Origin of the sequence: Psychrobacter sp. P11G5, from assembly GCF_001593305.1 — a bacterium.
Classification (GTDB): domain Bacteria; phylum Pseudomonadota; class Gammaproteobacteria; order Pseudomonadales; family Moraxellaceae; genus Psychrobacter.
The window spans coordinates 929,959-944,194 of sequence record NZ_CP012533.1; the positions used below are offsets into that span (position 1 = coordinate 929,959).

At 41.9% G+C, this 14,236-nt stretch carries 8 protein-coding genes; 2 read left to right on the top strand and 6 right to left on the bottom strand.

The annotated features are described in order from the left end of the window. Positions 1-115 precede the first annotated feature (115 nt). Both AK825_RS04010 and AK825_RS04015 read left to right on the top strand, forming a co-directional pair. On the top strand, positions 116-2,641 hold the full coding sequence (locus tag AK825_RS04010; protein WP_158511264.1) for a DUF3141 domain-containing protein: 2,526 nt from the start codon (positions 116-118) through the stop codon (positions 2,639-2,641). A 258-nt stretch (positions 2,642-2,899) separates the two neighbouring features. Beyond that, complete coding sequence (locus tag AK825_RS04015) at positions 2,900-3,901, top strand: D-cysteine desulfhydrase family protein (protein WP_068034865.1); 1,002 nt, start codon at positions 2,900-2,902, stop codon at positions 3,899-3,901. Between the two features lie 239 nt (positions 3,902-4,140). Here AK825_RS04015 and AK825_RS04020 read toward each other — a convergent pair whose 3' ends face one another. The 6 genes from AK825_RS04020 to AK825_RS04045 form a co-directional block, all read right to left on the bottom strand. Beyond that, entirely contained in the window at positions 4,141-5,121 is a 981-nt protein-coding gene (locus tag AK825_RS04020) for a glutathione S-transferase family protein (protein ID WP_068034866.1), read from the bottom strand. A gap of 344 nt (positions 5,122-5,465) precedes the next feature. Next, the gene (locus tag AK825_RS04025) at positions 5,466-6,485 is read right to left on the bottom strand and encodes an AraC family transcriptional regulator (protein WP_068034867.1); all 1,020 of its coding nucleotides are present in this window, start codon (positions 6,483-6,485) and stop codon (positions 5,466-5,468) included. A gap of 181 nt (positions 6,486-6,666) precedes the next feature. Beyond that, positions 6,667-8,745, bottom strand: coding sequence for a hydantoinase/oxoprolinase family protein (locus tag AK825_RS04030; protein WP_068034868.1), 2,079 nt, complete (start codon positions 8,743-8,745; stop codon positions 6,667-6,669). 56 nt (positions 8,746-8,801) lie between these two features. Continuing rightward, positions 8,802-10,586: a hydantoinase B/oxoprolinase family protein gene (locus AK825_RS04035; protein ID WP_068034869.1), complete on the bottom strand. Its 1,785-nt coding sequence runs from the start codon at positions 10,584-10,586 to the stop codon at positions 8,802-8,804. Between the two features lie 117 nt (positions 10,587-10,703). Continuing rightward, the gene (locus tag AK825_RS04040) at positions 10,704-12,089 is read right to left on the bottom strand and encodes an allantoin permease (RefSeq protein WP_068034870.1); all 1,386 of its coding nucleotides are present in this window, start codon (positions 12,087-12,089) and stop codon (positions 10,704-10,706) included. A gap of 915 nt (positions 12,090-13,004) precedes the next feature. After that, complete coding sequence (locus AK825_RS04045) at positions 13,005-14,228, bottom strand: hypothetical protein (protein WP_068034871.1); 1,224 nt, start codon at positions 14,226-14,228, stop codon at positions 13,005-13,007. Between the last annotated feature and the right edge of the window lie 8 nt (positions 14,229-14,236).

The following is a 14,236-nucleotide window of genomic DNA, read 5'->3' on the forward strand; positions in this document are numbered from 1 at the left end:
GCTCCTATTGAACTTAAGACTTAGTATCAAGATTTCAGTATCGAGATTCAGTATTAAAATCAATATATACAATGTATGAAAAAACATGATCGTTAACTCAAAATTGGAACCAGCTATGTCAGACATTATTGAAGAAAATATTGAAAATCCAGACAAAGCCGAAGTATGGTTAAGTCGTAGCAACCCACATCATAGAGCTACAGGTTTGATACCAAACTTTCAAGATATGGTAAACCATCAATTTTACAAAAATGAAAGTACCTTAGACGAACTCAACCTACAAAATCACTATAGGACAGATAGTGCTGGTTTGCTAATAGAAGTTACTTGTAAACATCTACAACAAAATCATCAACAAATTCAAGAAAACATACGGACACTGAGTCAAGACAAGAATGCCATCATGAACAGTTGGCAAAAGACGTATACCCCAAAAAGGCTATGGCAAGAATGGTTAAGCTACAGCACTGACAGTAGTAAACGATTTTTACAAACGGTCGATGTACTCAAGGAGCGTGGCGATATTTTTCTTGAGCATGAGCTGGCTGGCTGTCCACCGGTTTTAGATTATGATTATCAAGTAATCATGGATGCAAGCAAGTTTGAACGCCCGTGCAACTATGTCTTACTGAGAATAGAGCCGCCTGAAGGGATTGTCACCAATGACAATGAACGCCCTTATATTATTATCGATCCTAGAGCTGGGCATGGTGCTGGTATCGGCGGCTTTAAACATGAGAGTCAAGTCGGTGTCGCACTTAATCAGGGGCATCCTGTATATTTTGTGGCGTTTAAGCGTCTTCCAGAGCCGACACAAACCATTGCCGATATTACTTATGCAGAAGGAAAGTTTGTCCGTGAGGTAGAAAAGAGACATCCAAATGCAGAGTCACCAGTAATCATTGGTAACTGTCAGGGTGGATGGGCAGCGCTCATTTTAGCTGCAACCAATTCAGATATTAAAGGCCCTATCGTCTTAAATGGTGCGCCTATCTCAGCTTGGAGCGGAGAGGTTGGGATCAATCCAATGCGTTACAAAGCAGGTGTCAACGGTGGCACTTGGCTATCCATGCTTAGTGCTGATATGAATAACGGGGTGTTCGATGGGGCAGCACTGGTCGATAATTTTGAAAAAATGACCCCCTATCGCAACTATGTGGGAAAATATTACGACTTATACAAAAACCCACAGGCTAATCGTCAGCGCTTTCTTGATTTTGAACGCTGGTGGGGTGGATTTTTCTTGATGAATGATAAAGAAATTCAGTGGATTGTAGAAAATATCTTTATTGGTAATCGTCTTGCTCGCAATACCGCACAGCTAGAAAAAGGGACAAATATTGACCTGCGTAATGTCAAAGCACCGATTATAGCTTTTGCCTCACGTGGTGATGATATTACTCCTCCACAACAGGCATTAACGTGGATTTTGGATGCTTATAGTGATGAGAGAGATGTTGAAGTATGCGGTCAACGTATCATCTATATGATTCATGAACAAGTAGGTCATTTGGGTATCTTTGTGAGCTCAAAAATAGCCAACCATGAACATACAGGTATTGCCTCGATAATGGATATGATCGAAGTTTTACCTCCTGGACTCTATGAGTTGGATATTGACCGTATTGAAGGATCTGGGCAAGAAAAAACGTTTACCGTTGATTTGAAGCGTCGTACTTTTGAAGATTTAAGTCAGGCGATAGGGGATAATCGAACGGATGAAGAGTTATTTAAGGCAGTACATCGCTATTCGATGACTCAAACCCAAGCTTATGAGCATAATTTGCGCCCACTAGTGAAGGCTATGAGCAATGAGACTTCTGCTCAATTTATGCGTACTATGCACCCACTGAGACTGCAAAGAAGCATATGGAGTAGTAAAAATCCGCTAGCAGTAGCTGCCTGTAATTTGAGTAAAGCAATTACTACTACAACCGATCATCAACAAAGTGAAGACTTCGTTCCTACACAAAAAACGCAAAAAACGCATCAGCCTTCTGATGTTTATGCCAGAGTAAAACTGCCAGCTATTGAATCTATGCAGCAGGATAACCTTTTCTTGCAAGTAGAAAAAATGTTTATGGATAGTGTTAGAGTGACGCTAGACTTTTGGAGAGATTGGCAAGGTAGGTATACAGAGAGTATGTTCTTTGGCATTTGGTCAATGCCTTGGTTTCGTGAGTATGGAGAATCAGTAGGCTCACGCCGTCTTTTGAATAAAGACGAATTGCATGAATTGCCAAAGGTAGAGGAGGCACTGACCAAAATCGCTGAAGGTGGTTTTAATGAGGCGGTTGTGCGTATGATGATCTTATGCAATATTGTTGCTGATAATAACATAGACCGTGACCAGCTGATGCGTTTGACCGAAGTGCTTACTGAGCAAGAACCTTTTACTCACTTGTCGCACACTGATTTGGCGGCTATGATACATACTCAGACGCTTATCGTTCGTTTTGCTGAAGATGCCTCTATCAAGTCATTAAGCACACTAATAAGAACCAAGCCAGAACGCATCGACGCCTTCAAATTGGTTTATTATGTGGTTGGCGATAAATCAGAAGACAAGAACCCTGATACCTTGTCAATGATGAATGATATTAAAACAGTATTAGATTTGACGGATGCTGATATCAAGTAGTAGTTTTCACAAGCACAAAAACCTCAAGTATTCGTTTACTTGGGGTTTTTTTGTCTGTTAATTTATTTAATAACACCAAGAGTTTTATGAATAAGTCGTTAATATGCCAAATATCTAGGCAAGATTTAAAAATAGCTTCTTTTACTACTTTTGGTAGTGTGCTATTAATATAAGTTAAATAACAACCTATGAATAACTATTATCAATGGATAAGGTTTAACATCATCCATAATTTTCTTATTATAAAATGGACAAAACATGGAATATAACAATATAGCTAGACAGTCGCTAGGGTTTTTCCCAACACCATTAATTGAACTCACCAGATTAAGCAAAGAGCTTGCTGGCCCTAAGATTTTCATGAAAAGAGATGACAATACAGGACTAGCACTAGGCGGTAACAAAACCCGCAAGCTTGAGTTTATCATCGGTGATGCGCTTGCCAAAGGCGCAGATACGATTATTACCGCAGGTGCTGCACAATCAAACCATTGTCGCCAAACGGCAGCCGCTGCAGCGAGCTTGGGTCTTGAATGTCACTTAGTGTTAGGAGGAGAAGAGCCTGAGCAAGTAAGTGGCAATCTGTTGCTGGATAAAATATTCGGTTGTCATATTCATTGGGCAGGAGCCAACCGTAAAGGTGAAGACATTCCTAAAATCGTTGAGCAATTAACCAAAGCAGGCAGGAATGTCTATGTGGTGCCTTATGGTGGCTCAAGCGAGCTAGGTACTTTAGCATTTGTAGAAGCCTTTAAAGAGCTAGAGTCGCAACGTGAAAGCATCAACGAAACATTTACTCATATCGTCTTTGCCTCCAGCTCTGGTGGCACACAAGCAGGCTTAATGCTTGGTAATAGAATATTCAACTCGCCTTATAAGATAGTAGGTATCAACATTGATAAAGGCGAAACCGATAAAGTGCCATTTGATCAATATACTATCTCTCTTGCTAACAGTACGGCAAAACTCATCAATGCAGATTACGAGTTTTCAGAGTCTGATTTAATTCTTAATTCTGATTATGTTGGCGAGGGTTATGGAGTGGTTGGCACACTCGAAAATGAAGCCATTGAGTTGACGGCGCAAACAGAGGGAATATTATTAGATCCTGTTTATACGGGTCGTGCGATGGGCGGGCTCATAGATATGATTCGTACGGGAAAAATTAAGAAAACCGACCGTGTTTTATTTTGGCATACTGGCGGTGCGCCTGCCTTATTTGCCTATTCAAGTGATTTGGATGTCACTCAAAGACACTAATAAAACTACGTTTAAACTTTAAAAAAAGAGGCTGTCCATGATTATGAGAATAATCTTAGGCAGCCTTTTTAGTATGCGAATGCTCATCTATTTACTATAGTCGATACTAAATAAAATGGATACGTTATTTGATAACACGAAACTGGTATAAATTTTTCTGGCTTGCTGTGCCTACGCAGATAGATGCTGCTAAAAATTCATACCAGTAGTCCTGTATCTTGTTATCATCGCTTGTCTATTTATGATAACTGCTCGCGACCATGTGGCGTATTAAAGTCAATATAAGGACCGACAGGTACGATGCCAGTTGGATTAATATTGGCATGACTGGTGTAATAATGGCCCTTGATATGATCCATATTTACGGTCTCGGCTATACCCAGTACTTGGTATAAGTCTCGCAGGTAGCCCCAAAGGCTAGGGTAGTCGACGATACGGCGCAGGTTACATTTAAAATGACCTACATAAACGGCATCGAAACGCACAAGCGTGGTAAAAAAACGCCAATCAGCTTCAGTAATGGTATTACCGACCAAATAACGCTGGTCTTTCAAACGCTTCTCTAGTACATCTAGCGCATCAAATAGCTCATTAACGGCTTCTTCGTAAGCTTCTTGCGTGGTTGCAAAGCCAGATTTGTAAACCCCATTATTGACAGCAGAATATACAAATTCATTAATCTCGTCGATCTGCGCTAATAGCTCTGACGGTATAAAGTTACCTGATAGCGCACCAACCTCATCGAAGGCTGAATTGAACATACGAATGATTTCGGATGACTCATTACTGACGATAGTGTTGGTTTTTTTGTCCCATAGGATAGGAACGGTGACGCGTCCTGTATAATCTGATTTTGCCCTAGTGTATATCTCATAAGCGTAGTTAGCGTGCGAGATAGGGTCAGCAATTACTCCAGCGCCATCTGCAAACGTCCAGCCGTGATCACCCATATAAGGATGAACGACAGATAGTGAAATCATATCTTCCAAACCTTTGAGCTTACGATAAATGGTCGTACGATGTGCCCAAGGGCAGGCCAAAGACACATATAAATGATAGCGATTAGGCTCGGCTTTGAAGCCGCCTACACCTGTTGGTCCTGCGCTACCATCTTTAGTAATCCAATTTCTAAAGCCTGACTCTTCACGTTTAAAATGACCACCACTAGCGTCGGTATCGTACCATTTGTCCTGCCATTTGCCATCGACTAATAAGCCCATACCGATCTCCCATTTATTTTGATTTAAGTATTAATTTTTAATTTAAGTTCGAATTAAAAACGACTATAACGAGGATTGATAAAGATAGGTGATAGTTCAGCTTGAGTATCTATTAAAAAAGGTATGCAAAGAGGGACTGTATTCTTATGATTTTGTAGTTATGGCAAAGCGTTCGTCTCTATCTTAATTAATCTTACCGTTATCAATCTTACCGTTATACTGTCATTACAGTTTATTAGTTATTTAGAAGTAGATAAATAGCCATAATCACAAATCAAAGTTCTTATTTGAAGAACAATGATGAAACGGATAAATTGTTTTCATTTTTACGCTATGTAAGCCATTTAGTGAGGCTTACAGTGAGTCGAAGGCGTATCTTTGGGCGGGAAGCCGAAGTGTTTTTTGTAGATACGCGAGAAATAACTTTGATCGGTAAAGCCAACCTGATAGCCAACTTCTGCAACAGAGCTACAATTAGCTTTAGTCAATAGCTTGTTGGCGGCTAGCAGTCTGGTTAGTTTGACCCATTCCGAAAACGAGTAAGGCAGGTCTTGAAATAAAAGATGTATATAGCGCTCAGAGATATGACAGGATTGTGAAACTAGCTTGGGAGAAATCTGGGGGTTGGCCAAGTTAAAATGTATAAAATTTTCGATACGTTGCAAGTGAGCTGCTTTTATCGTTGAGACTTGGCTGTCTGCTAGAGATAGGGTAGGACGGTGCAAAGTATGTATGATTAAATCTAGTAGTTGTTGCTCTAATAATTGCGACTCTACAGATGATAATTCAAAATTAGTGGCTAAGTGCAGGGCATGATTGATTTGATGATTAAGTAGTCTGCCAGAGCCTTTTTCAGTAGTGATAGGCTGGGCAAAATATTGCTCTATTAAACGCTGGTGGTTTTCTAACTTGGCGATAGGCACTTTGAGGACTTGTAGCTTTACAGTTTCAGAATGGTAAAATTGATAAGGTTCGTGAGACAGCTCGATAAAGAATTGACCTGGGTGACAAGTTAACTGCCGTTTTTGTTGTTGGAAACATACTGAGCCATTGAGTGGAAACGTCAGCAAAATACTATCGCTGGCCTTGGATAAATCCTGACCACTACGCTGATAATGGACAGAATCAGCAACATAGTCTGAGATACCCATTTGATCCAAAACTGCTTGTTGAATTTGTCCAGTGAACTGATTGGGTCTTTTGACTTGTACTTTTAAGTCAAAATAGGTTTCATTAACAACACGTTGCCAACCGTTTGCATTGAGCAGCGGTTTACTTTCTGATTGAAGCCCCTGAGTGCTACTAATTTTCTCAAAACCAGTGTGCTCATCGTGTTCTTTGTTTATTACTTGACTAGGTTCCATTTGCATTCATCCTTAAATGCTTGGCAATGAATTTACAGCTCTTTATTCTTTCTCCACTTGTTTTTCAAATTTATCTTGTTTTTCATGTTTGTCTTAATAAAAACGATAAATACCCTTCTCCCATAAAGAGAGAAAGGCGAAGGTTTAACTAATACCTATAAAGAGTATTATATTCACATTATTAAATTTTACTCAACTTATATGTTCCAGATTGATGCAAATCAGCTTGCCAATTAGGTTTAATCACAATAGTTGTGGTTGGCTCTTCAATCAAAGCTGGACCAGTAACGACTGCTCCTGCGCCCAATTTGTTGCCATCATAAATAGGCGTTTGAATCCACTGGTAAGTATGATCATGTATCATCTGGCGCTCATCCACTTTAGCACTTTCTACAGATCCAACTTGAGCATCTAGCGTCGGTAGCTCAGGTTTAACCACTTTACCAATGATTGAAACTTCTACATTGACAAGCTCTACAGCACTGTCTCGTTCATCATAAGTATATAATTCTTTATGACGCTTATGAAAGGCTTGTAGGATATCTGCGGCAGCATTACTATCTATGTTGCCGTTTGGCACGATGACATTGCATTCATGGACTTGTCCAACATAGCGCATCTCCATAGCGCGTTCAACTTCTATATCGTCGTCACTAAATCCGTCCTCTTTAAGCTTTTCAATACCATCTTTCTCTAGCCTTGTAAGAGTGGCATTCAAAGATTCAAGGTTAGCATCTGCAGACATAATCATAATCTGAGTGGCTAGATATGAGTATTTGACATCAGAGATAATCTGGCCAAAAGCACATAGGCAAGAGGCTGACTTGGGCACAAGTATGGTATTGATGCCCATCTCTTCTGCTAAAGGAATAATGTGCATACCAGCAGCACCGCCTGCACAGACTAAGGCAAAGTCGCGAGGGTCATAGCCTTTTTCGATAGTGATGCGGCGAATACCATTGGCCATATTTTGATTGACAATAGTGCTGATGCCATAAGCCGCATGCGGCAAATCAATATCTAATGGGCGAGCGATATGCTCTTCGATAGCAGCCCTTGCTTTGTCTTCATCTAAGGTGACAATACCGCCTAATACCGCGCCAGGACGCAGATAACCCAGAATCAAGTTGGCATCGGTGACCGTCGGTAGCGTGCCACCTTTACCATAACACGCAGGACCTGGGGTCGCGCCTGCACTTTGTGGTCCTACCTCTAGCATGCCAAAGGTATTGATATGGCCGATAGAGCCACCACCTGCACCTAAGGTTTCGACATGAATCATAGGTACGCCAATACGATTTCGTAAAAAATCAATATCACGATTCAGACTGGTTTTGCCGTCTTTTGCTAACGTAATATCAAACGAGGTACCACCCATATCGACAGTAATCACATTATTGATACCGAAAGGTTCAGCGATATACAATCCAGCTTGCGGGGCAGAAGCAGGTCCTGAGTTAATGGCGTTAACCGCACGCTCCTTCATCACTTCGCCCAATGCAAGACCGCCATTAGATTGGAAGTAACGTACCGGTTGATCAGCGCCCAGCTGTTTGAAGTAGTCATCAATCTTATAGACATAAGATGACATGATCGGACTCAAATAAGCATTAACTAGGGTCGTCGAGGTACGCGTATATTCTTTAATCTGCGGATAGACCTCACTGCCGCAGCATACAAATGCATCAGGCATGTGCTGCTGTACCAGCTCTTTTGCGCGCTGTTCGTGCTTAGTATCGCGTATTGACCACACAAAAGAGATGGCCACACTTTTGATATTTTGGCGTTTAAGCTCTTCTATGGCTGCTAGAATATCGTCTTCATTAAGCTCTTCACGCTCTGTCCCATCGGCAAGTATCCGTCCGCGAATAGGGAAGCGCAAATCTCGCGGTGCTATCTGCGGCGCTGGGGGATAGCTGGCATCATAACGGTGGCCTTCTTCTTTATGACCCAAACGAATTTCGATACTGTCTTCATGTCCCTTAGTACAGAGTAATCCTACCTTCACGCCTTTCATTTGAATCAGAGCATTTAGGGCGACAGTGGTACCGTTAATACATAAGTCACAAGCTTGGATAATATCTGTGATTGAGCGATTAAACTTCTCTGAAATTTGTTGCAGTCCGTTAGCAATCGCTTTAGTACCATCTTCTGGGGTAGAAGGGGCTTTAAACAGATGTATGTCTCCGCCTTTTTCAGCCAACACGAAATCGGTAAAAGTACCACCAGCATCTACGCCTAAACGAAATTCATAACTCATAAGTCATCCTTAAACTTCTTTATATTATATGTAGAGTCAATACATCCCTGTACTAACTAAGCCGCTTCTGCACGTAAGGCTTTAGTGGCTTTTTCATCTAGTTGCAAGGTCTCGCTATCGATAACGACACCGTACTCCTTGGCAGCAGCATTTATAGAGACAATGCCTTCTATAACGTCACGTAGCACCGCTTCAGGCTCACGCTCAAAGGAGCTGCCAAAACCACCGCCACCAGGATTGGTATTACGCGCGCGTTCTCCAGCCTTTATCTCAATCACAGTATTATGAAGATGTAAATCAGTCTGGCCGCCTTCACGGAACACTTCTAGCTTACCTAATTTGAGCTCTGGTGAGATTTGCTCAGCACCGCCTGCACCCATGGTTGGGATATGACGTCCTTCACCGAAGGCAACAACCGTCATGGTATGATCGAGTGGTTCAACTTCCCAGACCGTACCGCAGCCGCCCCGCAATCGCCCCGCACCGCCACTGTCTTCTGCCAATCCATACTTATGAATGACGATAGGGTATTGGTATTCTAATAACTCGATATCGCCTGAACTTAATGCGCCAAAGCAACATAAAGGCCCGCAAGCATGCCAGCCATCCATTTGTTGAGTCGCTCCTGCACCTGAAATAATTGACGCGAGTACCATGGTGACATATTGCTCACCCGTTTTTGGATCAATACCGGCGATGTTGACTCCTGATGAATGTCCCCACGATGCCGTTACGCGCTCAGGTGCGGCGTCCTCTAACGCTTTACGAACTGCATCTGTCAGTGTCTCCATTGGTGTGGTGGTACAATTCACATGAGGCGCGGGTTCCTTTGCATTACATAGCGTGCCATGCTCGCCTAAATCTACCGTGACGCAGCGATACAGACCTTCGTTATAAGGAGGGTCTACTTGTGCGAACATCATGAGGCCGAGTAGGACGCCTGACATTGAGTTGCCGGCATAAGAGTTGATAAAATAAGGCACTTGTGGCGGGCTATCTATCTTGATATGTACATCGCTACCCTTGATAGTAATGTCTGCACTGATAGTCAAATCGCCAAGACCATGCCCTGAATCTTCCAGAACGGCCTCGCCATGATACTCACCATCATTCAGCGATTCGATGAGCGAGCGCATATGCTTATCAGCCATGTTTTTCAGCTCTTCGATCGCTGCACGAACCGTCTCTACGCCATATTTGTCTAGCAACGCAATCATGTTGCGCTCACCAACCGCGCAAGCACCGTACTGGGCATTCAAATCGCCTTCTTGATTTCGACGTGAACGCATATTGCTATGAATCAGGTTAATAACGTCATCACGTCTAACGCCTTTTTCCCATATTTTGATGGGTGGAATGCGTAAGCCTTCGGCATAAATCTCTTTAGCGTCTGGATTATAACCAGCAGGGACAGGGCCACCAATATCGGTGACATGACCTTTACATACCGTCCAAAATACTAGCTCACCTTCATAAAATACGGGCTTATACATACAGCAATCTAAAATATGACTGCCCATGACGACAGGATCATTATGATAAATAATATCGCCTTCGTGAATGTCGTCACCATAAAATCCTGCCACCGCTTTCATGGCTGGCATCAATGAGCCTAAATGAATAGGGATATCTTGACCTTGCAGTATCATCTCAGGTAGATGATCAAACAGCGCGTTACTATAATCATGCGCTAGGTTAAACACACTAGAGCGTGCTGTTTTTTCTAAGGTAAGTGTCATCTCGCGCTGCGCGGTTTCTAATGCGCCGCGGACAACAGATAAGGTGATAGGATCGAGGGTCGTAGTTGAAGCGGTGGTCGAGGTGTTTGTAGCTTGATTCATGATTCACTCCTTGTAATCTTATTATCGCACTGACTTTACTATAGCAACGCGCACTGTAAATAAATGGATTGTGCAGGTACAGTATTTGACTGTGAGCGCACTTTTTATCTCATTTATTTAGCCAGTCGTTGTTTTTGGTGAGAGTTGCAAAACGTGTTGCTGAGTTTTGGGCATCAATATCGCGTACAGGACAGTCGCTGTAATAAAGGTCAAGGTCGCATACCAATTGACCCAGCTACCACCTAAATTCATAAGCACGATTCCGACGATTGAGGCTGCTATCCAAGCGACTAATCCTGACTTATCAAATGCTGGCAAGCGCTGCGGGTCGATGACGGGAACAGCACCAAAGATATCTTCACGTTTAGGATAGAGAATGTGGGTAAGGGCAATAGCCACCCAAGCCACCACAAACACGCCTTGATAAGCAAGCGCTTGTAACAGATAGGCAAATACATCGAGTAGCATGAGAACGAAAATAAAAGTACCAATCAACAATGCACCAACAAATTTTGGAATTTGAATATTGATGGTATCTTTAAGGAAGGCTTGTAAATTGGTCGTTGCTAATAAGTAGTTAGCGGTATTAATACGAGTTTGAGTAATGACCACAAAGATGAGGCCGAACACACCCATTAATTTTACCAGTCCTAAAGTGATGGACACTTCCGATAACGCGCCTTCTAATGGAATAGTGCTCACTAAATAAATCCCTGCTAATCCGCTTAAGAAAAAAGCGACGAGATAGAAGGGGATACCGAAATTGAACCAAGATAAGAATTTACTGTCTTCTTGCTTGCCATAACGCGCATAATCAAAGGTATACATCATCAATACCCATATGCCCATGTAATATACGGCAACGTTCCACCAGCCAAAAGGCAGTGCTTCTTTAGGTCCTAAAGACAGCCAAGCACTACTATAACCATACTCATTGGTCGCCATAACGACTGCTGCGATGAGTCCGATAATGTAAAACGGCAAGAGCACACCATTTAGTTTGTCTAGCCAGTTTTGTACACTGCCCATAATCATAGGCACACTATAAGCCACCACGATTAAAGCGGCGATCCAGTAAGGGATAGAGGGGTAAGTTTGGCTAAAGGTGACGGCAATGACAGAGCCTTCAAATACCGCATAATACATAGCCGTGGCAAAAAATATGAGTGTCGCTAAAGCTGCGCCTTTATGACCGAATAATACGCGAGAAAACAAAGCCACTGACATGCCTGTACGAATGGCATAACGAGTGATGATTCCATTGATGATTCCGTAAGCGACGCAGCTTATCAATAAGCCAATAATCGCGTTTTTGGTCCCATAATTCTCTGCCATCGCAATACCAATGACCAGATAGAACATGGCGCTACAAACGCCCCACCACGCCATAGTTAAAGAGCCTTTGGTAGCTCGATCTTCGTTTGACACCAACTCTTGGTTAGGATCAGAAGGGGTGGCAGAAATGTCATGCCCTTTATTCTTTGGTTGTATTACACCCGCCATATCACACTCCTTATGATAGTCTATTGGTTGTACCGTCGTCATAATCGCCTATCGGCTAAACATAGTTAGCGGCAAAGACTTTTGCTTCGTTGACAGTACTCACACCATGCCTTTTATGTCCTGTAAAAAGCCGTTATTCCTACAATATCTCTATAGCTAAAAAGATAAATATAGTCATTTAACTATAGACAATACTTTAAGAAATAAAATGACTGGAGATGCAGTATTTTTGATTGAGGGTGCAGGTTTGTTAGAATTTGTCGGTTGGTGGTTTTTGAGACTTACTAATTCTGAGACTGGCTAATAATGCTTGTTTGGCCTGCAGAAAATGGCATCATCGTTTCATAGCTAAATATACGGTAGCCATTCCTGCTTTTCGCTGCTATCTTGACTGTCCACAGGAGCAGGCACTAAAGCCTGAGCCGTTCCTGCTCGGCGATAATGCCTCAGTCTAAGTGCCTGCAATCCTGTGATGAGCCAAGGATATCCGCTACACTCAGGGCTAGCGGTAAGATCAGATAGTTGCAGAGGGTGGTCGTAGTCAAGGCTGTTACATTAGGCAATAATTAAAGGTTTATCTTGAACTCAACTCTCTAAGTTTTAGTTACTTATTATCCTACTAAGAACAGAAAAACCAACCGGAGGTGGTTAAATCAAATAGCAAACTTATATAGCGTTGAATAAAAGTGACATAGCTGCTGTCCGACGGACTACCGAGCAGAGTGTATGGCTTGGTTTGAGGGGTCTTGTTTTCTTGTTCTGAGACGATATTTTCTAGCTGCGTCTTAATCGCTTTATGGTCTTTTGTATTACGACCAAGTCCCGTTGCCAGTTGGGTTTCTTCAGCATAGCTAATATTGTTTTATGAACGATAAAAACCACCCGAAGGTGGCGCGAATAAAAGAGTAGACTAAATCATCCTTTGTTACCATCAAACTGCCAGATTACCTCGCCCCATTGGTTGTTAGGGTAATCAGGCATAATATCACCTTGTTTAAAGTAAGCTCGGCTATTCTCTTTAGCTAAGGTAAACCAGTAGCCTGATTTAGGGCAGGGCTGATTTGCTGGACAACGTCCTCGAGCTTGACTGGTCATTTCAGGTTTAGCTGTAGGCTGGTTCTCGTAGTAAGGCGCCATGTCTTCGCCAGCTTCCTGACGCTTTATAAACTCTTCGTAAGTTATTTTGTAGGGGTCGATGGATACAAACTTACCAGTGTCGATACCTGTCTTCTCTAACACAAGGGGTAGGGTGTAGTCGGGCTGATCTTGTTGTATATCTAATCCTATTTCTAAAGCTTCAGTTTCTGATTGTAACCTGCCTAGCGGTAAATCTGGATAAGCCTTTGTAAAGAGTGATTCCATAGTATCGTTTGGATTATCATAACTGATATAACTATTAATATAATTTTCTTCAGAGCTAAAATCTAAGCTGACCATATATGCGTAATTGTTAATCTCTTCTTCAAAGTTGTATTGCATAGTAATATCTAAGAACACATCAGTACCATGTCGCAGATCCCAAAATTGCAAGCTAGGTAGTTTTTTGAACTGATCAAAACTTAATGGGTATTGATAGTTAAGAAAGCTAGATAAGACATTCTCACTAGTGCCATAAGCATAACTATCTTGGACAGATATACGAGCATTAGTGACACGGCGATCGTTTTGCCAACCTTGCTCTTCTAACTGTTTAAATAATTTTTGCATGGCGAGATACGCATCATTCTGAGTGACACCATAACTGCCTTGCGTATTTTCAATGAAAAAGCGGATAGCAGTAGATTGTATTCCTCTTTCTGCTTTATCGTGATCGAAGTAGCCTGAGGTGCTACTAACATTCTCAATGGTAAGCGACGGAATATTAGGGTAAGTAAAAGTGACAGTAGCATAGTTGTCACTAGGGAATCTTAGTTTATAAAAAGTAACCCCTAGGCTGCCAATATTGAGTGGATTATCGTCAAAACTCCAATACTGTTTGATATCCTCATTATTCTTTTTAAAAGATTCAGGACTTTCTTCTACTGAAACATAAGCATGAGGCGGCATAGTATTTCCTTTATTATTTTCACTACAGGTTACTGTAGAGAGTGATAATGAAATTGCTAATAATACTGTTTTGATAAGTTGACGTCTAAACATAGCTATTC

Bases quoted from the DNA above. Each gene is read 5' to 3' on its own strand.
- AK825_RS04010 (WP_158511264.1), top strand. From the start codon at position 116: ATGTCAGACATTATTGAAGAAAATATTGAAAATCCAGACAAAGCCGAA.
- AK825_RS04015 (WP_068034865.1), top strand. From the start codon at position 2,900: ATGGAATATAACAATATAGCTAGACAGTCGCTAGGGTTTTTCCCAACA.
- AK825_RS04020 (WP_068034866.1), bottom strand. From the start codon at position 5,121: ATGGGCTTATTAGTCGATGGCAAATGGCAGGACAAATGGTACGATACC.
- AK825_RS04025 (WP_068034867.1), bottom strand. From the start codon at position 6,485: ATGGAACCTAGTCAAGTAATAAACAAAGAACACGATGAGCACACTGGT.
- AK825_RS04030 (WP_068034868.1), bottom strand. From the start codon at position 8,745: ATGAGTTATGAATTTCGTTTAGGCGTAGATGCTGGTGGTACTTTTACC.
- AK825_RS04035 (WP_068034869.1), bottom strand. From the start codon at position 10,586: ATGAATCAAGCTACAAACACCTCGACCACCGCTTCAACTACGACCCTC.
- AK825_RS04040 (WP_068034870.1), bottom strand. From the start codon at position 12,089: ATGGCGGGTGTAATACAACCAAAGAATAAAGGGCATGACATTTCTGCC.
- AK825_RS04045 (WP_068034871.1), bottom strand. From the start codon at position 14,228: ATGTTTAGACGTCAACTTATCAAAACAGTATTATTAGCAATTTCATTA.